The organism is Mycobacterium szulgai, assembly GCF_002116635.1.
Lineage (GTDB): Bacteria > Actinomycetota > Actinomycetes > Mycobacteriales > Mycobacteriaceae > Mycobacterium > Mycobacterium szulgai.
Map to the genome: position 1 here is coordinate 49,569 of NZ_LQPW01000146.1, position 18,960 is coordinate 68,528.

At 63.2% G+C, this 18,960-nt stretch carries 20 protein-coding genes and 2 pseudogenes; 15 read left to right on the forward strand and 7 right to left on the reverse strand.

Annotation, left to right across the window (positions count from 1 at the left end; translation table 11 throughout):
* The first annotated feature begins 12 nt into the window (after positions 1-12).
* Genes AWC27_RS21480 through AWC27_RS21495 form a run of 4 tightly spaced genes read left to right on the forward strand, consistent with a single transcriptional unit; the run spans position 13 to position 5,249 of the window.
* On the forward strand, positions 13-435 hold the full coding sequence (locus tag AWC27_RS21480; protein WP_083112637.1) for a DUF5318 family protein: 423 nt from the start codon (positions 13-15) through the stop codon (positions 433-435).
* Positions 428-2,992 carry a transglycosylase domain-containing protein gene (locus tag AWC27_RS21485; RefSeq protein WP_085672342.1) on the forward strand — a complete coding sequence of 855 codons (2,565 nt, stop codon included), beginning with the start codon at positions 428-430 and terminating at the stop codon, positions 2,990-2,992. The genes AWC27_RS21480 and AWC27_RS21485 overlap by 8 nt, the downstream gene beginning before the upstream one ends.
* Positions 2,989-4,611, forward strand: a complete 1,623-nt coding sequence (locus AWC27_RS21490) for a glycosyltransferase family 87 protein (protein WP_085672343.1) — start codon at positions 2,989-2,991, stop codon at positions 4,609-4,611. The genes AWC27_RS21485 and AWC27_RS21490 overlap by 4 nt, the downstream gene beginning before the upstream one ends.
* Entirely contained in the window at positions 4,608-5,249 is a 642-nt protein-coding gene (locus AWC27_RS21495; protein WP_211281683.1) for a DJ-1/PfpI family protein, read from the forward strand. Before AWC27_RS21490 ends, AWC27_RS21495 begins: the two co-directional genes overlap by 4 nt.
* Positions 5,250-5,354: 105 nt before the next feature.
* Here the strand turns inward: AWC27_RS21495 and AWC27_RS21500 are convergent, their stop codons facing one another.
* Both AWC27_RS21500 and AWC27_RS30390 read right to left on the reverse strand, forming a co-directional pair.
* A complete protein-coding gene (locus AWC27_RS21500; RefSeq protein ID WP_085672344.1) occupies positions 5,355-6,524 on the reverse strand; it encodes a radical SAM protein in 1,170 nt (389 codons plus the stop codon).
* A 41-nt stretch (positions 6,525-6,565) separates the two neighbouring features.
* On the reverse strand, positions 6,566-6,763 hold the full coding sequence (locus AWC27_RS30390; protein ID WP_139837138.1) for a hypothetical protein: 198 nt from the start codon (positions 6,761-6,763) through the stop codon (positions 6,566-6,568).
* A gap of 256 nt (positions 6,764-7,019) precedes the next feature.
* Between AWC27_RS30390 and rpsF the strand changes: the two genes are divergently transcribed.
* The 7 genes from rpsF (at position 7,020) to AWC27_RS21535 (ending at position 12,011) form a co-directional block, all read left to right on the forward strand.
* The gene (gene rpsF, locus AWC27_RS21505) at positions 7,020-7,310 is read left to right on the forward strand and encodes a 30S ribosomal protein S6 (protein ID WP_083112642.1); all 291 of its coding nucleotides are present in this window, start codon (positions 7,020-7,022) and stop codon (positions 7,308-7,310) included.
* A 79-nt stretch (positions 7,311-7,389) separates the two neighbouring features.
* Positions 7,390-7,911 carry a single-stranded DNA-binding protein gene (locus tag AWC27_RS21510; protein WP_085672345.1) on the forward strand — a complete coding sequence of 174 codons (522 nt, stop codon included), beginning with the start codon at positions 7,390-7,392 and terminating at the stop codon, positions 7,909-7,911.
* A 43-nt stretch (positions 7,912-7,954) separates the two neighbouring features.
* On the forward strand, positions 7,955-8,209 hold the full coding sequence (gene rpsR / locus AWC27_RS21515) for a 30S ribosomal protein S18 (protein WP_083112644.1): 255 nt from the start codon (positions 7,955-7,957) through the stop codon (positions 8,207-8,209).
* Between the two features lie 33 nt (positions 8,210-8,242).
* Entirely contained in the window at positions 8,243-8,701 is a 459-nt protein-coding gene (rplI, locus tag AWC27_RS21520; protein WP_085672346.1) for a 50S ribosomal protein L9, read from the forward strand.
* A 636-nt stretch (positions 8,702-9,337) separates the two neighbouring features.
* Complete coding sequence (gene dnaB / locus AWC27_RS21525; RefSeq protein WP_085672363.1) at positions 9,338-10,717, forward strand: replicative DNA helicase; 1,380 nt, start codon at positions 9,338-9,340, stop codon at positions 10,715-10,717.
* Positions 10,718-11,179: 462 nt separating this feature from the next.
* Positions 11,180-11,521 (forward strand): ArsR/SmtB family transcription factor, encoded by a 342-nt coding sequence (locus tag AWC27_RS21530; protein WP_085672347.1) that lies wholly within the window; start codon positions 11,180-11,182, stop codon positions 11,519-11,521.
* A gap of 4 nt (positions 11,522-11,525) precedes the next feature.
* Positions 11,526-12,011 (forward strand): SRPBCC family protein, encoded by a 486-nt coding sequence (locus AWC27_RS21535; protein ID WP_085672348.1) that lies wholly within the window; start codon positions 11,526-11,528, stop codon positions 12,009-12,011.
* Position 12,012: 1 nt separating this feature from the next.
* Here AWC27_RS21535 and AWC27_RS21540 read toward each other — a convergent pair whose 3' ends face one another.
* The gene (locus tag AWC27_RS21540; RefSeq protein ID WP_085672349.1) at positions 12,013-13,038 is read right to left on the reverse strand and encodes a fused (3R)-hydroxyacyl-ACP dehydratase subunits HadA/HadB; all 1,026 of its coding nucleotides are present in this window, start codon (positions 13,036-13,038) and stop codon (positions 12,013-12,015) included.
* A 186-nt stretch (positions 13,039-13,224) separates the two neighbouring features.
* Here AWC27_RS21540 and AWC27_RS21545 point away from each other — a divergent pair, with 186 nt between their 5' ends.
* Positions 13,225-14,040 carry an SDR family NAD(P)-dependent oxidoreductase gene (locus AWC27_RS21545; protein WP_085672350.1) on the forward strand — a complete coding sequence of 272 codons (816 nt, stop codon included), beginning with the start codon at positions 13,225-13,227 and terminating at the stop codon, positions 14,038-14,040.
* Here AWC27_RS21545 and AWC27_RS21550 read toward each other — a convergent pair.
* Entirely contained in the window at positions 14,037-14,693 is a 657-nt protein-coding gene (locus AWC27_RS21550; protein ID WP_085672351.1) for a dihydrofolate reductase family protein, read from the reverse strand. The two genes, AWC27_RS21545 and AWC27_RS21550, sit on opposite strands and share 4 nt — an antisense overlap.
* 88 nt (positions 14,694-14,781) lie before the next feature.
* Positions 14,782-15,126, reverse strand: coding sequence for a hypothetical protein (locus AWC27_RS21555; protein WP_139837139.1), 345 nt, complete (start codon positions 15,124-15,126; stop codon positions 14,782-14,784).
* A gap of 117 nt (positions 15,127-15,243) precedes the next feature.
* Between AWC27_RS21555 and AWC27_RS21560 the strand changes: the two are divergent.
* Positions 15,244-15,456, forward strand: a pseudogene (locus AWC27_RS21560) (SDR family NAD(P)-dependent oxidoreductase); the annotation flags it as partial.
* Positions 15,457-15,508: 52 nt separating this feature from the next.
* Here the strand turns inward: AWC27_RS21560 and AWC27_RS21565 are convergent.
* Complete coding sequence (locus AWC27_RS21565; protein WP_085672353.1) at positions 15,509-15,760, reverse strand: chymotrypsin family serine protease; 252 nt, start codon at positions 15,758-15,760, stop codon at positions 15,509-15,511.
* A 243-nt stretch (positions 15,761-16,003) separates the two neighbouring features.
* On the opposite strand from AWC27_RS21565, the gene AWC27_RS21570 reads away from it, so the two are divergent.
* Both AWC27_RS21570 and AWC27_RS21575 read left to right on the forward strand, forming a co-directional pair.
* Positions 16,004-17,053, forward strand: coding sequence for a glucose 1-dehydrogenase (locus AWC27_RS21570; protein ID WP_085672354.1), 1,050 nt, complete (start codon positions 16,004-16,006; stop codon positions 17,051-17,053).
* A gap of 198 nt (positions 17,054-17,251) precedes the next feature.
* A complete protein-coding gene (locus AWC27_RS21575) occupies positions 17,252-18,460 on the forward strand; it encodes an MFS transporter (protein WP_245847376.1) in 1,209 nt (402 codons plus the stop codon).
* A gap of 77 nt (positions 18,461-18,537) precedes the next feature.
* Here AWC27_RS21575 and AWC27_RS32340 read toward each other — a convergent pair.
* Positions 18,538-18,792: pseudogene (locus AWC27_RS32340) on the reverse strand (CAP domain-containing protein); the annotation flags it as partial.
* Positions 18,793-18,960: the final 168 nt, after the last annotated feature.

The following is an 18,960-nucleotide window of genomic DNA, read 5'->3' on the forward strand; positions in this document are numbered from 1 at the left end:
ACTCTGGTCAGCGTGCGATTGCAGCGACAGGTAGTCGACTACGCGCTTCGGCGGCGCTCACTGCTGGCCGAGGTGTACTCGGGGCGCACCGGCGTGACCGAGGTGTGCGATGCAAATCCCTATCTGCTGCGCGCCGCGAAGTTTCACGGGAAACAAAGCCAGGTGATGTGCCCGATCTGCCGCAAGGAGCAACTCACGCTGGTGTCGTGGGTGTTCGGCGAGCATCTGGGTGCGGTGTCGGGTTCGGCGCGCACCGCCGAGGAGCTGGTGCTGCTGGCAACCCGGTTCTCGGAGTTCGCCGTGCACGTGGTGGAGGTCTGCCGCACCTGCAGCTGGAACCACCTGGTCAAGTCCTACGTCCTGGGTGCGGCGCGTCCGCCTAAGGGATCTGGCAGGCGGACGGCGCGCAACGGCGCCCGCACGGCCAGTGAATAACGAAGGGCGCCATCACCAGTCGTCCAGTAACGCACCAGGCGGGTCGGCGAGTGAAGGCGTGGGTCAGCAGTCCGGCGGCGACGAGGGCGATCCGCGCCCGGCGCCCGGCCAGCGCCGTCAGGTTCCGCCCGACGACAGATTGACCGCGATCATCCCCGCCGTGACCGACGATCGGGCAGCCCGGCACGCCGACCCCATCGAGGAGGTCAAGGCCGCGCTGGACAGCCCCGGGTCGGCGGCACAGCAGCGCGACCCGTTCGACCAGGTGCAGGCCGCACCGCTGGATCAGGTCAAGGCCGCCCTCGATGCGCCACCCTTGCGGCGCCATCGCCGCGGCGGCGGCACCCCCCCAGGAGGAGGTCCACCGGGCGGGCCGCCGGGAGGGCCGCCGGGTCCGCCCGGGCGCCCCGGTGGCCGGGGCTCACGGCCGAAGGTGGACGTGAGTTGGCTACAGCAGATCAACTGGAAATGGGTAAAGCGCTCGCTGATCATCACGGTGGTGGCAATGGTGTTGCTGCCGATCGTCACCTTCACGATGGCCTACTTCATCGTCGACGTCCCCAAGCCGGGCGACATTCGCACCAACCAGGTCTCTACCATCCTGGCCAGCGACGGCTCCGAGATCGCCAAAATCGTTCCGCCCGAGGGTAATCGGGTCGACGTCAATCTCAACCAAGTGCCGGTACACGTACGCCAGGCGGTCATCGCCGCTGAGGACCGCAATTTCTATTCCAATCCGGGCTTTTCCTTCAGCGGCTTCGCGCGCGCGGTGAAGAACAATCTCTTCGGCGGTGACCTGCAGGGCGGCTCGACGATCACCCAGCAGTACGTCAAGAACGCATTGGTCGGCTCAGCGCAGCACGGGTGGAGTGGATTGCTGCGCAAGGCCAAGGAGTTGGTGATCGCGACCAAGATGTCGGGGGAGTGGTCCAAAGACGATGTGCTGCAGGCTTATCTGAACATCATCTACTTCGGTCGCGGCGCCTACGGGATCTCGGCGGCCGCCAAGGCCTACTTCGACAAGCCCGTCGAGCAGCTCACCGTCGCCGAAGGCGCACTGCTGGCCGCGCTGATCAGGCGGCCCTCCACGTTGGACCCCGCGGTCGATCCCGATGGTGCGCTGGCGCGGTGGAACTGGGTGCTGGACGGGATGGTGGAGACCAAGGCGCTGTCCGCCAATGACCGTGCCGCGCAGGTGTTTCCCAAGACCGTGCCGCCGGATCAGGCGCGCGCACAGAACCAGACCAGCGGACCCAACGGCCTGATCGAGCGGCAGGTGACCAAGGAACTGCTCGAGCTGTTCAACATCGACGAGCAGACGCTGAACACCCAGGGTCTACAGGTCACCACCACGATCGATCCGCAGGCGCAGGCCGCCGCGGAAAAAGCGGTGTCGAAATACCTTGACGGCCAAGACCCGGACATGCGAGCGGCGGTGGTGTCGATCGATCCGCACAACGGGGCGGTGCGCGCCTACTACGGCGGATCCAATGCTCAAGGCTTCGATTTCGCCCAAGCGGGATTGCAGACCGGTTCATCGTTCAAGGTGTTCGCCCTCGTTGCCGCGCTGGAGCAGGGCATCGGTCTGGGCTACCAGGTGGACAGTTCCCCGTTGACCGTCGACGGCATCAAGATCACCAACGTCGAAGGCGAAAGTTGTGGCACCTGCAACCTGGCCGAAGCGCTCAAGATGTCGCTGAACACTTCTTATTACCGGCTGATGCTCAAGCTCAAGGGCGGGCCGCAGGCCGTCGCCGACGCCGCGCACCAAGCCGGCATCGCCGAAAGTTTCCCCGGCGTCTCGCACACGCTTTCCGAGGACGGCAAAGGTGGTCCGCCCAACAACGGAATCGTGTTGGGGCAGTACCAAACCCGGGTGATCGATATGGCAACGGCCTACGCCACACTTGCCGACTCCGGAATCTACCACCGTCCGCATTTCGTGCAGAAAGTGGTCAACGCGGAAGGGCAGGTCCTGTTCGACGCGAGTACTGCCGACACTAGCGGCGAGCAGCGGATCCCCAAGGCCGTAGCCGATAACGTCACCGCCGCGATGCAGCCGATCGCCGGCTATTCGCGTGGGCACAACCTGGCCGGCGGGCGGCAGTCGGCGGCCAAGACGGGCACCACGCAGTTGGGTGACACCACTTCCAACAAGGACGCCTGGATGGTGGGCTATACGCCGTCGCTGTCCACCGCGGTCTGGGTGGGCACCGTCAAGGGCGATCAGCCACTGGTAACGGCCTCGGGCGGAGCGGTTTACGGCTCGGGCCTGCCGTCGGACATCTGGAAATCGACTATGGATGGCGCCCTCAAGGGCACCCAGAACGAGACCTTCCCAAAACCGACCGAGATCGGTGGCTATGCGGGTGTGCCCGCGCCGCCCCCACCACCACCGGCGCCACCCTCGGAGACCGTGATTCAGCCGACGGTGGAGATCGCACCCGGCATCACCGTGCCGGTCGGTCCGCCCACCACCATCACCCTCGGACCCGCCGTACCGCCCGGGGGGCCTTCGGCGCCTCCACCTCCTGAGAACCCCACGCCGCCACCGTGACGGGCGCACAGAAGCAGCGCGCCAGCACCTCACCCATGCCGTTGGCCGCCGATCGCCGTAGCGCAGACAACCGTGATTGCCCCAGCCGTAACGATGTGCTGGGCGCTGCTCTGGCCGAGGTGGTGGGTGGGCCGGTGGGCCGCCACGCGCTGATCGGCCGCACCCGGTTCTTCACCCCACTGCGGGTGATGTTCGTGATCGGATTGGTGTTCCTGGCGCTGGGCTGGTCGACGAAGGCCGCCTGTTTGCAGAGCACCGGGACCGGGCCGGGCGATCAGCGGGTGGCCAACTGGGACAACCAGCGCGCCTACTACGAGCTGTGTTACTCCGACACCGTGCCGCTCTACGGCGCGGAGTTGTTGAGCCAGGGCAAGTTTCCGTACAAGTCGAGCTGGATCGAGACCGACGGCAACGGCACACCGCAGATCCGCTACGACGGCCAGCCCGCGGTGCGTTACATGGAGTATCCGGTGCTGACCGGCGTCTACCAGTACGTCTCGATGGCAGTGGCCAAGACCTACACCGCACTGAGCAAGCTGCGCCTTTTCCCGGTGGTCGCCGAGGTGGTGATGTTCTTCGATGTCGCCGCCTTCGGGTTGGCACTGGCTTGGCTGGCTACCGTCTGGGCTACCGCGGGCCTGGCCGGGCGCCGCGTGTGGGATGCCGCGCTGGTTGCCGCGTCGCCATTGGTGATCTTTCAGATATTCACCAACTTCGATGCCCTGGCAACGGCTTTCGCGATGGGCAGTCTGCTGGCGTGGGCACGGCGAAGACCGGTGCTGGCCGGCGTGCTGATCGGGCTTGGCGCCGCGGCCAAGCTGTATCCACTGTTGTTTCTGGGTCCGCTGCTGGTACTGGGACTCCGCGCGGGCCGGTTGCGTGATTTCGGCCGTACCACGCTGGCTACGGTGCTCACCTGGTTGTCGGTCAATTTGCCGGTGCTGGTCTTCTATCCGCGGGGCTGGTCGGAGTTCTTCCGGCTCAACACCCGCCGCGGCGACGATATGGACTCGCTGTACAACGTGGTGAAATCGTTCACCGGCTGGCGCGGCTTCGATCCGAAATTGGGCTTCTGGGAGCCACCGGTGGTGCTGAACACCGTTGTCCTGGTGCTGTTCGTATTGGCTTGTGCAGCAATCGCTTACATCGCGCTGACGGCGCCGCAGCGACCACGGCTGGCGCAGCTGGCCTTCCTGGTGGTGGCGGGGTTCTTGCTGACCAACAAGGTATGGAGCCCGCAGTTTTCGCTATGGCTGGTACCACTGGCCGTGCTCGCCCTTCCGCACCGGCGGATTCTATTGGCTTGGATGACGATTGACGCGCTGGTGTGGGTGCCGCGGATGTATTACCTCTACGGCAACCCGAATCGTTCGCTGCCGGAACAGTGGTTCACCGCGACCGTGCTGCTGCGCGACATTGCCGTTATGGCGTTGTGCGCATTGGTGATTCGGCAGATCTACTGTCCCAATGAAGATCTGGTGCGCTGGCAGGGGCGGGTCGACGACCCGGCGGGCGGAGTCTATGACCGTGCCCCGGACGCGCCGCCGGGTTGGCTGCCGGCCTGGCTGCGTCCCGTCCCGCGGCGTCAGCGAATCGCCGTGGCCGGTCAGGAGGCATGATGCAGGTCGCCATTCCGCTGTTCCCGCGATTCACCGCGCTGGACGCCGTCGGGCCTTACGAAGTGCTGCAACGCATTCCGTCGATCGACGTGGTGTTCGTCGGGCATCGGCGCGGTGAACTGCGCACGGAGAACGGCATGCTTGGCGTCAACTGCGACGCCACCTTCGACGAAATCGGCGCACCGGATGTGGTGGTATTCCCCGGCGGTATCGGGACTCGGGTGCTGGTTGGCGACGAAGTCATCAGCGACTGGCTGCAAGCGGTGCATCCGGGTACCAAGTTCACCACGTCGGTGTGTACCGGTGCGCTGTTGCTCGGCGCAGCGGGTCTGCTGGATGGCCTTACTGCGACGACGCATTGGCGCGCCGCCGAAGAGCTGAACCGACTGGGTGCACGGTACGTACCCGATCGTGTCGTCGAGCATCTGCCGCAGCGAATCATCACCGCCGCCGGGGTTTCCAGCGGGATCGATATGGCCTTGCGGCTGGTTGAGTTGCTGGTCGATCGCGAGGCCGCGCAGGCCGCCCAGTTGCTCATCGAATACGACCCGCAGCCGCCGTTCGACTCTGGTTCGCTGACCAAGGCCGACGAGGCGACGAAGGCCAGGGCACACGAATTCCTGCAGGCCCGAAAGTAAGGCTGCCGATCTGCGGACGGGCTCTGGTTGCCGCGAGATATAACGTGCGTACACGCTTTTCGGCGAGTCGTGTACGACGTTTATGTGTCGCGGAGAGACGCGACCTCACGATCCATACGAAGCCGTCGCTTCTAGTGACTCCGCCAGATGCGCCGCGGCGATTTCACGGGCTTTGCTGTCGAATTCGTCGTCGAAGAAGCCCCTATTTTCGAGGTGGGCCTCGATCCGAGGCAGCAGATACCTCTCCAGAGGGCAGTCTTGCAGGACGTGGCTATCGAAGTGGCGGGCGATGGGGCTGGTGTCGCAGGCGCCCAGGAATGGGCACTGGGTGCAGATCGACTCCTTGAGGCGGGTCTCTTCGACGATCAAGTTGCGGTAGGTGAGGCCGTCGACGATGTCCTCGATGGGTGTCTCGGTGATATTTCCAAGGATCCCGTGCTCGCGATACGTGTCGCAGGCCAGCGTGCCGTCACGGTCGATAACAAGGACGTCGTTGCCCAGTAGCGCCCGGTCTTGCCGGGGGCGTTCTAAGTTCAATCGCTTGAGGATTACCGTTTGCATGCACTGATTGAGTGGATCGACCCGCGGCCGCATGCCGGCGGAGAGCCACAACTGGAAGAACACCATGATCGCATCGAGAATGTCTGCCAGGCCAACGGTGACGCCTTCCATCGAACGCGTCGGCGGACCGCCGAACAACGGAAGCAACCGCGCCGGCTTGTCGATTCGAGTGATCTCGTCGAATAGCTGCTGGATCTGGCTCACCGTGTGCCCGGCCAGCACCGAGATGATGCTGAACGGCACACCCCTGTCCTGTAGCCGGCTTATATTCGCCAGAACCGCCGACTCCGTCGCGCGGCCTCCTGCGGTCAATCGCACGCCCGCGGCGAAGTCGACCGAGACGCCAAGAGTGATTCCGTGCTCTCCGAAGACATCGAGATGCTCATCGCGCACTGAGTAAAGATTTGTTTGCAGGTAATTGCGCACTCTGCGGCCTTCAATCCATTCGCCGGGAAAGATCTCCCGTTGGAGTGCGAACACGGCCTCGAAGTACGCACGGGGCAACAGCGTCGGCTCACCACCGTGCCAAATGACGTCCACGGGCAGGTCGTATCCGCTGCGCCGGCTCGCGAGTTCGGCGTAGTCGCGTATGGCGACCAACGCGTGTCGCCATACGGCCTCCGACATCCTTGTCGGGTCCGACAGGTGCTCCCACTCATAGCAATATTTACAGCGCAGATTGCACAGCTTTGTAGTCTTCATTACCCATTGCATCGCAGCAGCACTCCGTCGGCACCCTCCAAAGATCGACTTGGTTATCGAGACAACTCGAGATCGGATGAGAGTAGGAAGAAGGATGCCGGCTTTACCGCACCTGAACGAAGGTGATTGCCAGGAAGCGTCTCTCGGCCTTCGGCGAAAGCAGAGATGATGGACGCGGGGCTAGCTGATCCAAACGCCTCGGCAATCACGTTGCCGACATCGGTTTGCGGCTTCTCGAGCAAGATAGTCATGCTGCAATTCCTTTAGGTAGTGACACCCGTCTCTTACGGCTGTTCGACATGGGACGGTAACCGAAAGAAAATGCGCATGGCACTGTGCACTTTGGGCAGATAACAGTCGAATTAGTGCACCCTGCACATTGCCCGGTTTCCCCGGATTTCCCTGGCCAGGCCACGTCCGGTAGCCTGGGGCGGTTGCCGACGCAGGCGACCCTCCTGCCACGGAAAGACCGTGGCCGCACAGACCAGAGGAGGTGATGAGGTCCCTATGCGTCCATACGAAATCATGGTCATCCTTGACCCCACCCTTGACGAACGCACCGTCGCCCCGTCGTTGGAGACGTTTCTCAACGTCGTCCGCAAGGACGGCGGAAAGGTCGAGAAGGTCGACATCTGGGGTAAGCGCCGGCTGGCTTACGAGATCGCCAAGCACGCCGAAGGCATCTACGTCGTCGTCGACCTGAAGGCCGAGCCGGCGACAGTGTCCGAGCTCGACCGCCAGCTGAGCCTGAACGAGTCGGTGTTGCGCACCAAGGTGATGCGCACCGACAAGCACTGACTGTCCGCTGTCGGCGCTGCTGCGTAGGCTCGCCGGAGATAATCCCTAATCCTTTATCAGGCGGACCCAGGAGGAACTTGTGGCTGGTGACACCACTATTACCGTCGTCGGAAACCTGACCGCGGATCCCGAACTGAGGTTCACTCCCTCGGGTGCGGCCGTCGCGAATTTCACCGTGGCCTCGACGCCCCGGATCTACGACCGCCAAAGCGGGGAGTGGAAAGACGGCGAGGCGTTGTTCCTGCGCTGCAACATCTGGCGCGAGGCCGCCGAGAACGTGGCTGAGAGCCTCACCCGTGGAGCGCGGGTGATCGTAACCGGCCGGCTCAAGCAGCGTTCCTTCGAAACCCGTGAGGGCGAGAAGCGCACTGTGGTCGAGGTAGAGGTCGACGAGATCGGACCCTCGCTTCGGTATGCGACGGCCAAGGTGAACAAGGCCAGCCGCAGCGGCGCTGGGGGCGGAGGCGGTGGCTTCGGTGGCGGCGGCGGATCCCGTCAGGCCCCGGCTGCGCAGCCGAGCGGCGGATCCGGTGACGACCCCTGGGGCAGCGCCCCGGCGTCGGGCTCCTTCGGCGGCGGCGACGACGAACCGCCCTTCTGATTTCACACTTCAAGACCAGTAAGAACGGAAAGAAAAGACACTCATGGCCAAGTCCAGCAAGCGGCGCCCGGCTCCGGAGAAGCCGGTCAAGTCGCGCAAGTGCGTCTTCTGCGCCAAGAAGGACCAGAACATCGATTACAAGGACACCGCGCTGCTGCGGACCTACATCAGCGAGCGCGGCAAGATCCGGGCCCGCCGGGTCACCGGCAACTGCGTTCAGCACCAGCGGGACATCGCGCTCGCGGTGAAGAATGCCCGCGAGGTCGCGTTGCTGCCCTTCACCTCGTCGACGCGGTAACTGTCGGCCGCCCAACGGAAAGTACGTAAAACGATGAAGCTGATTCTGACGGCTGACGTCGACAACCTCGGTTCTGTCGGCGACAGTGTCGAGGTCAAGGACGGATACGGCCGCAACTTCCTGCTGCCGCGGGGGCTGGCGATCGTCGCCTCCCGTGGAGCTCAGAAGCAGGCCGACGAGATCCGCCGGGCCCGCGAGACCAAGACGGTGCGCGACCGCGAGCACGCCAGCGAGATCAAGGCCGCGATCAACGCGCTCGGTCCCGTCTCGCTGCCGGTCAAGACCGCCGGTGATTCCGGCAAGCTGTTCGGCTCGGTGACTGCCGGCGACATTGTCGCCGCGATCAAGAAGGCGGGCGGACCGAACCTCGACAAGCGCATCGTCCGGTTGCCCAAGACGCACATCAAGGCCGTCGGCGCGCATCCGGTGACGGTGCACCTGCACCCCGAAATCGACGTCGAGGTCTCCATCGACGTCGTCGCGGAGAGCTAACTTTCGGCAAACGTTCGTGACCCCGGTGTGGCCGCGCTCGGCCCCCCGGGGCTTTCGGCTGCGCGAAAATCGCCGGCGTGGTCCCTGTGCGGCCTGCTTTCTGGCGAACTATTTGGTGCTTGTCATCGAGCGACCTGCTTAACCGGCCCTTTACTCGCCGAAAATCTGAGCGAAAACCAACACGCCCGGCGCGGTAACCTGGCCCGACACGCCGAGGAGATTGTTGTCCACACTGAATGTGTGTCGTTGTACGGTTCTTAGCAGCATTGATGTCCTAGCGCCCCGCATTAATCCACAGGTTTTCCACACCCCCCTTAACACAGCTGTCAACGGATATGCACACACGATGCACAGCTTCATGAACAACAGCCCCTTGGAGTACTCGCCAGCAACGTTTACGGTTCTCCCGGCGCTTAGACGTAGCGGGTGACCGGACGGCGACAATGCGGGCCGCGCAGCGGCCCGAGGAGGAGCCGGCCACATCGGGCACGGACGGCGACAATGCGGGCCGCGAAGCGGCCCGAGGAGGAGCCGGCCAATTTGGGGAGGGGCGGGGTGTCGGTGCGTTGACTTACGCTCTGAATAGCGGGAATCGAATGTATGTTCGTATGCTCGTAGCAGAGGAGGTGAGTGCCCGTGGCGGTCGTTGATGATTTGCCGCACCCAGGTATGGATGCGCCGCCGCCCAGTGAGGACTTTGGGCGCCAGCCGCCGCAGGACCTGGCCGCCGAGCAGTCGGTGCTGGGCGGGATGCTGCTGAGCAAGGACGCCATCGCCGACGTGCTGGAGCGGCTGCGGCCCGGTGATTTCTACCGCCCGGCCCACCAGAACGTCTACGACGCCATCCTGGATCTGTATGGGCGGGGGGAGCCGGCCGATGCGGTGACCGTGGCCGCCGAGTTGGACCGGCGCGGGCTGTTGCGCCGCATTGGTGGCGCGCCCTACTTGCACACGCTGATCTCGACGGTGCCGACGGCCGCTAATGCCGGCTACTACGCGGGCATCGTCGCCGAGAAGGCGCTGCTGCGCAGGCTGGTGGAGGCCGGCACCCGGGTGGTGCAGTACGGCTATGCCGGCGCCGACGGCGCCGATGTGGCCGAAATCGTCGACCGGGCTCAAGCCGAGATCTACGACGTGGCCGAGCGGCGGACAACCGAAGATTTTGTGCCGCTAGAGGATCTGCTACAGCCAACGATGGACGAGATCGATGCCATCGCCTCGAACGGTGGTATCGCGCGTGGCGTGCCGACCGGTTTCACCGAGCTCGACGAGGTGACCAATGGGCTGCACCCGGGGCAGATGATCATCGTCGCGGCACGTCCGGGTGTGGGGAAGTCGACCCTCGGGCTGGACTTCATGCGGTCGTGCTCGATCAAGCACCGCATGGCAAGCGTGATCTTCTCCTTGGAGATGAGCAAGTCCGAGATCGTCATGCGGCTGCTGTCGGCGGAAGCGAAAATCAAACTGGCCGATATGCGTTCGGGCCGGATGACCGATGACGACTGGACCCGGTTGGCCCGTCGGATGAGTGAAATCAGCGAGGCGCCACTGTATATCGACGACTCGCCGAATCTGACCATGATGGAGATCCGCGCAAAGGCCCGTCGGTTGCGACAGAAGTCCAACCTGAAGCTCGTCGTAGTCGACTATCTGCAGCTGATGACCTCGGGCAAAAAGCACGAATCACGGCAGGTCGAGGTCTCCGAATTCTCAAGGCATCTAAAGCTTTTGGCTAAGGAGCTTGAAGTCCCGGTAGTGGCGATCAGTCAGCTGAATCGTGGGCCCGAGCAGCGTACTGACAAGAAGCCAATGCTGTCCGACCTTCGCGAGTCGGGAAGTTTGGAACAGGATGCCGACATGGTCATACTGCTGAACCGCCCGGATGCATTTGAACGTGATGATCCACGCGGGGGAGAGGCGGATTTCATTCTCGCCAAACACCGTAACGGCCCGACCAAGACGGTCACTGTCGCGCACCAGCTGCACTTGTCGCGGTTTGCCAACATGGCTAGGTGAACGCCTACCCCCGCATCGGTCCTCATCCAAGACGACGACTTTCGTGAGACCAAATGGCGGATCCACCATGAAGATGAAGGTCTTGTTAGGCTAGCTATGTATCTAGCTGCGCTTTGGCTGTAGATGCTCGCCCGCTCCGCGTTGCGCTACTGGGCCGACGAAGTGCGTCATGCATCAAGGACATTGGGTGTTCGTCGTCAAGCGGAAACGGCTGTGCCGGCACCTCTCACGACAACAACGTGCATGGATTCAGCGGGTACCCACACGATATGGCGCGTTACCTATGGATTGCAGTCGAGCTCTCGGTCGTCGGCTCGGCTGGAGGACGGCGCAGAGCGATTGGCGCGCGACCGGTGTCAACAGCATCTCGGAGCGTCATCGTGGCTGGCGCACTAGCGGCTCGAGCTCCAGCGGGCCACCAAGGCTTGACAACATACAACCGATCGGTTGTATGTTGGTCGAGTGACCGAAGTCGAGGAAGACCGGGCGGACGCCCTCTTTCACGCGCTCGCCGACCGGACCCGACGGGACATCATGCGCCGGGTGCTAGCCGGTGAGCACTCGGTTTCCACGCTCGCGGTGAAGTACGAGATGAGCTTCGCAGCGGTGCAGAAACACGTCGTCGTACTGGAAAAGGCCGGTCTCCTCACCAAGCGACGCAACGGTCGCGAGCAACTGGCCAGCGGTGACGTGGCGGCAGTGCGGTCGGTGGCGTCCATGCTCACTGAGTTGGAACAGGTTTGGCGCGGTCGCATCGCACGCATCGACGAACTCATCTCATCCGACTCAACCAAGGAGGACTGAACCCATGCCCGTGACCGACGTCCAACACGACATCGACAACCTGACCCTGACCATCACCGCCGACTTCGCCGCGCCCGTGGAGCGAATCTGGCAGGTGTACGCCGACCCGCGCCAGCTGGAAAAGGTATGGGGGCCGCCGACTTATCCAGCGACCGTGGTCGACCATGACCTCACGCCAGGCGGCCGCACCACGTACTTCATGACTGGCCCGGAAGGCGACAAACACGCCGGATACTGGCAGATCACCGCGGTCGACGAACCGACGGGCTTCTCCTTCGACGACGGTTTCGCCGACTTGGAATTCAACCCGAACCCCGGCATGCCGGTTTCGAAGAATGTCTACACCTTTGTCGAGCACGAGGGCGGTACTCGCGCGACATACGTGAGCATCTACGAGTCTGCCGAGGCGCTTCAGCAGGTGCTGGACATGGGGATAGTCGAGGGCGCCACATCGGCGATCAACCAGATCGACGATCTGGTTGCTGGATAGGTCAGCGGAAGCGGATGTTCAGCGTCGCCAGGCCGAAAATCTTTCGGCCACCGGACTTCGCGGCGATCATGACGACACCGGTGCGGGTCTCAGGGTCCAGCGACTTGATCCGGCCGCTGTACTCAATGTCGGCGCCGTCGATGGCCGCCACGATTGCGGGCGCGGACAGCCGCACCGCGAACCGCGTCACCGCTCCGGGGTCACCTGACCACGCCGAAACGAATCCGGCACCCAAACCCATGGTGAGCATTCCGTGGGCGATCACGTCGGGCAGTCCGGCGAGCTTGGCGAGGTTCTCGTCCCAGTGAATAGGGTTGGCATCGCCGGCCACTCCGGAATAGTTCACCAGATCGCCGCGGGACAGTCGGGCGTGATGGATCGGTAGCTCGTCGCCGACCTTGACGTCATCGAACGACGGCGTGCCTGGCGTGCGGGTCGCCTTGGCTATCCGAATCTCACCTTCGGGGCGCACCGTCTTGTGGTAAGTCGCGTCGGCTTCGTCGCTTGCGAGGATGTTTACGTCGTGCATCATCGCCTTCTGCACGACCGCCTTGACCGCCGGATCGATCTCGTCGGCCCGGACGCCGACGACGGTGGTGTGCAAGGTGTGCACCCGTTCGCCGGCTGGATCGGTGAACGTGTTGGTGACGGTGATCAGGTCTCTGCCGGCAACTCTGCGCACTGACGTCAACTCCACGTCGATATGCAGTTCGTCGCCGGCCACGATCGGGCGGTGCTGCTCGAAGACTTCTTCGGTCTGCACGTAGGTGTCGTAACCGACGACGACCGTCTCGAACATGCGGCGATTGCAGGTCATGCCCGGGACCGAGGTGAAGGTCAGCGGCGCCACCAGATCCGAATATCCCAGCTCGGCGGCGGCGGCGACATCCCAGTGGGCGGGGTGATAGTCCTGCACTGCGCGCGCGTACTCGCGTAGCTTCTCGCGGCCCACCAGGTAGGTGCCGTCCATTTGGTAGTAGTGGCCGACCCGGGATTCGATTGCCGACGCTTCTGCTGCTGCAGTCACAATTTGCTCAACTGTTCTATGGCTGATTAATGAGCCTGACCAAAGCACACTAGCCTGCGGACACCGCAGATATACACGCCGACGGGCTTCGCCGGTTTACGCTGGGCCCTCCCTGCAACGCTCGCGGTGCGATAGAACGGTAGGAGCGAGGCCGCTTCAGCCCAAAACGCCAAGAGGAGTTCAGTTATGCAGTCGGTCAGTGGACTCAATGTCCTTGTCACCGGGGCCGCGATGGGCCTTGGCAAGCTGTTCGCCACCCACGCCGTCAAAGAGGGGGCTGCCGCGGTGGTGCTTTGGGACGCCAACGAGGCCGCGCTGAAGGAAACCGCCGCCGAGTTGGAGGCGGCCGGCGGCACGATCCATTACGAAATCGTCGACGTCACCTCGCAAGACCGCGTGGCCGAGGCCGCCAACCGGGTCCGCGCCGAGGTCGGCACCATCCATGTGCTGTTCAACAATGCCGGCATCGTGCGCGGCAACGGCTACTTCTGGGAGAACCAGCCGCGCGACTTCATGCTCACCATGGAGGTCAATTCCATTGGGCCCATGCTGGTCGCCCGGGAGTTCCTGCCGGCGATGATCGAGTCCGGCACGCAGTGTCGTCTGGTCAACATCGCATCCTCGGCCGGACTGAACGCCATTCCACGCATGGCCGCCTATGCCGCGTCGAAGTGGGCGGCGATCGGCTTCTCCGATTCAGTGCGCCTAGAGCTTGAACAGGCCGGCCATAACCACGTCAAGGTAACCACCGTATGCCCGACCTACATCAACACCGGCATGTTCGAGGGCGCGAAGGGCATCCTGTTCACTCCGATGCTCAAGCAGGAGGACGTTGTCGACCAGGCGTGGGCGGCGATGCTCAAAGGCGATTCTTTCGTCATCATCCCGTGGACTTCGAAGATGAATAAGGTGCTCAGTGCCGTGCTGCCGGTGTGGCTGCGTGATGTCTATCTGCGGCGCGTCGGCGTCTACAACTCGATGGACGAGTTTTCCGGGCATTAGGTCCCACGCCCGCTGCGGCGTTCCAGACCGCGATCGGGTGCGCCCATGTCCCCCGTGCCAGGTGTGCCGCCGGCGAGCGCGTAGCGCAGGTGCACGGTGCCGCTCGGAGCGGCCACCGGCGGCTCGAGGAGTGAGACGTTCGTGGGCACCGCGCCACCGTCGAACACCTTCTTCCCGACGCCCAGCACTATCGGGTGCACCCAGAGGTCGATGCGATCGAACAGCTTTTCCCGCAGGAGGGTCTGCACCAGGTTCAAGCTCCCGACGACCTTGACGTGCTCGTGCCTCTCACGAAGCTCGCCCACGGCGCCGGCTAGATCCGGCCCGAGTTGCATGGAGCCGGCCCACGAGAGATCAGGCCTGCCGCGGGAGGCCACATACTTGGGGACGCTGTTGAACAGGGTGGCAATTTCACCGTCTTCGCCGCCTTTTTGGTGCGGCCAATAGGCAGCGAAGATGTCGTACGTCCGCCGCCCTAGTAACAGCGCGTCGGTGCCCTGGTAGGCCGCACCGATCTGCGTCCCGGTGACCTCGTCCACCAGGGGCGCCTGCCACCCGCCGAACGGGAATCCCACCGGATCCTCATCCGGGCCGCCGGGTGACTGCCCGACGAGGTCGAGCGTGGCAAACAGCGCGATATGGATGAGGCCCATGGCTTACTCCCGATGAATCGATTGTCTCCGTCCGCAGGTAGACCCGAGCGCGCCGGCTAACTCATCGCGCGAACGGCAACCCAACCGGCTACGACCGCCGATAGAACACGTCACCCTCGACGGTGATAGTCGACTGATTCACCCACACCACGTTGAAATACACCGGCGCCGGACGGTGAGTCTGACTGCTGATGATCGTGAGGATGCCGCCGCGGGACGAGGGGTTCCACCTGCACGGTCCTGAGGTGGTCGGCACCCCGGCACCGTTGGCCAGCGAGCACCCGCTCGCACTCACCAATAGCTGCTCGGAGCCATTCGCCGTGGCCCAAAAACCCACCGGCGCCGCCGCGCCGTCGGCATGCGCCACTCCGTTAGTAGCGGCAAGCAAACCGGCGGCCAAACTCGCCGCCGCAAGGTACTTTTTGGCCCTCATCGTGTCTCCTCAACAGGTAACCGGACACGACTAGATTCACGGAGACCACTTGACGGATCCTTGTTCGTTCCTTGGTGCGGCTTCCGCAGCGCTACGCACGACGAAAGAATGCAGACATTGACCGGATTACAGGGCAAGATCGCATTGGTCACCGGCGCCTCCTCGGGCCTGGGTGCGGCGACGGCTCAATTGTTATCGCAAAAGGGCGCAACGGTTTTCGGGGTCGCCAGAGACACCGAAAAGCTCGCCGGTGTATTCGCCGACGTCGATAACGGCGCCTATGCGAGCACGGACATAATGTCGCCGCAAGCCTGCGTCGCAATGCTGGCCGCTGGAAACCCCGTTCCTGCACACAGTTTGGCCGATTTGTGGTTAGGGGTGGTCATCGGTGAAGGGCATGTGGCTGGTCGGTGATGAATGCTGAAGCCAAGGAGTTGGTGCCGAAGTCGATGAGTGCGTAGTCCAGGCCTCCGGTGCGCGGGGGCGCGAACACGGTGCGCGCGAAGTCTCCGGTTAGCCCGCTTGGCTTGTCGCGTGCATAACCGGATGCCGGGTTGGCGCGGCAGTGCCCGGCGGTGAGGGCATAGGTGTGAAAGTCGGTGGCGTCGGTCTCAATTGGCGCCACCGAGGACATCGCGGCTTGCTTGCTTGAGACTCACACGAATTGGCCGTCGCGGCATGTGGCGCGTACTATTGGTTGCATGTAGGGTAGGGGGGTATGGTACCGCGGTGGTGAAGTGACCGCACGCCCGCACGGGCCTGTCTAGACAATAGCCAGGTTTCGCAGTGGACATGGAGAGGCGTACCGAACTGGCGGGTGAATGACGATGACCTTAAGCGGCGGGAGGTCAGCTAGTGAGAGGGCAAGTGAGCAGACATGCGCGCTTTGACGGTAGAGCCCGGACGGAAGGGCTCTCTGCGGGTCACCGACCTGCCCGAGCCCACGCCGGCAGGCAACGAGCTATTGGTAGACGGGCTCGCGGTGGGAGTCTGCGGTACCGACAAGGAAATCGCTTCCGGCGAGATCGGTTGGGCGCCGGAAGGCTCGCCGTGGATGGTGCTCGGCCATGAGTCGCTCGGTCGGGTCCGTCAGGCGCCGCAAGGCAGTAGCTTTTCGTCCGGTGACTTGGTGGTCGGCGTGGTACGTCGCCCTGACCCGGAGCCCTGCGGGGCATGTGCCCGCGGCGAGTTCGACAATTGCCGAAACGGCGGCTACGCGGAACGCGGAATCAAAGAACTGCACGGGTACGGCAGCGAAACATGGTGCGTAGACGAGGATTACGCGGTTCGCCTGGATCCATCGCTTGACAGCGTCGGCGTCTTGACCGAGCCCACCTCGGTTGTGGTAAAGGCGTGGGAGCAGATAGACCGAACCGGAGGGCGCGGTTGGTTTGAGCCGGAGCGCGTGCTGGTCACCGGCGCCGGAACAATCGGGTTGCTGGCCGCACTGATCGCCCGTCAACGCGGTTTGGAGACTCACGTCGTCGATCTGGCGACCAATGGGCCCAAGCCGGAAGCCGTTATCGCGCTGGGGGCGGCGTATCACACCGGGGACATCGATTCAATCGCTAAGAAAGTCCGTCCGGACATCGTCATCGAGGCCACCGGAGTAGGCAGTGTCGTGTTCGACGCGATCCGCAACACCAACTTCTATGGCGTCACCTGCCTGCTCGGCTTGCTTTCCGGCGTGCACCAGGTGGACGTCGACGCCGGCATCCTTAACCGGGACATCGTGTTAAAAAACGATCTAGTGGTCGGGTCGGTCAACTCGAATCTCCGCCACTTCCGGGAAGCCGCCAACGTCTTGGCGCGCGCCGACGAGCCCTGGCTGCAGCGATTAATCACTCGGCGGGTACCGCTGGCGAGGGCCATCGACGCCTTCGAATCGGATACCGATCAGGTTAAGGTGGTCATTGAAATCAGCTGACGGCCGGCGATACGGAATATGGAAGGGAATCGCTCCGCCCGCAAATCTAGGGCCGTTGCGAAGCAAAGTTGTAATGACCGCGATACGCGGCACCATTGAGCCTGCCTACGCAGAATTTCCTGGACCGGATTTAGCCGTATCTGACGCCGTTTCGCATTTGAGTTCTCTTATTTCCGTGACTGCTGCTCAGGCGGCACAGTGGGGCTAGGTCAGCCCGCGATTCCTCGCGGCGCAATCTTTGCGCTCGCCCTCGGCGGATTCGGTATCGCGACGACAGAATTCGTCCCGATGGGGTTGTTGCCTAGCATTGCGCACAGCTTCAGAGTGACCGAACCACAGGCGGGTTTTGTTGTCAGCGCCTACGCCCTGGGGGTTGTGGTCGGCTCTCCGATAATTGCTGCGGTGTCGGCCGGGATATCACGCCGCGTCCTGCTTATCGCGCTCATGGTCGCGTTCACCGCGGGCAACGCAGCTACAGTGTGCGCCCCGGGCTCTGAGGCCCTGATGCTGTCAAGGTTCGTTGCCGGACTCCCCCATGGTGCCTACTTCGGCGTGGCGGCTCTAGTGGCGGCGCATCTCGCTGGTCCGGGTAACCGTGGCCGAGCGGTCGGTCAGGCAATGCTGGGCCTAGCGGCAGGCAACGTCGTTGGTGTGCCGTCCGCTACATGGTTGGGCAATGCAATGGGTTGGCGGGCGGCATTTGCCGTTGTCGTGGTGAGTGGCGCATTGACGGTGGCGGCCTTATTGCTTTTCCTGCCGGATCTGACAGACATTTCGGTGACGAGTTTTGTCACCGAGCTCACAGCGCTCCGCCGAGCTCAAGTGTGGTTCGCATTGCTCATTGGAGTGGTGGGCTTCGGAGGAACATTCGCCTTCTATACGTACATCAGCACCACCCTTACTAGTGTCTCTGGCCTTCCAATTCACCTAGTTCCCCTCGCATTGGCTATTTTTGGGCTCGGCATGGTGGCTGGAAATATGCTCGGCGGCTGGATGATCGACCGAAATGTGATTCTGGCTATCACAACAGGGTTGGCTTTGGTTGCTATATTTTTGACGATGTTCGTCCTACTAGCCCAGAATTATTGGGTTGCAGTGGTTCTGGTGTTCATGATCGGGGTCTCGAGTACATCGCTGGTGCCAGCGTTGCAGACTCGGCTCATGGATGTAGCTGACGAAGCCCAGACGTTGGCTGCCGCCCTCAACCACTCGGCGTTAAACGTCGCCAACGCAGGTGGTGCCTGGTTAGGTGGGTTGGTGATCGCGGCAGGTTATGGTTATCGAGCTCCATCATTGGTAGGCGCGGGGCTGGCGATGCTTGGCCTTGGAGTGCTGATGACGTCGGTGCTGTACGAACGCCACCAGTCGCCGCGAACCGCTGCGACAAATGAGTGCCCTGCTCGGTAGCAAAACCCACCGTGCTCGGTCGTGGACCGCACGCGTTCCGCATATCAACGCCTCGAATCGCGGTGAGACTAAGGGTGTCAGCGATTACCTTGTGCCAGCTGCCCATACACGGCGACCACGACGGTGCGGTCCACGCTGTTCACCGACCGCACGCCTCTAGCGGTGTCCGCGCAGTCGCGCACAATCGCGAGAGACTCGGGGTCGTAGTACAACTGCTTGATCAGTTCGAGGCTGCTGATTGACAGTGCCGGGTTGGTGGCATCTGTTTGGGTGGCTCTACCGTGGAGGCGCGCTGCATTCGCCCGGTCCTGCGGTGTAGATCCGTTAGAACCCTGTTACTCCTGCCAAACTCACTCCCAAACCTGAGGGTTGGCCGTGGCTAACGGCTGCGCAGAGGCCGCACCTGGCGGCAGACTCGCTCATCGGCTCACATCTCAAATACCGCGGCGAGGAACTGGATCGCCATTCCGGCGGCCATGGCCGCTTGTGCGAGAGTCCCG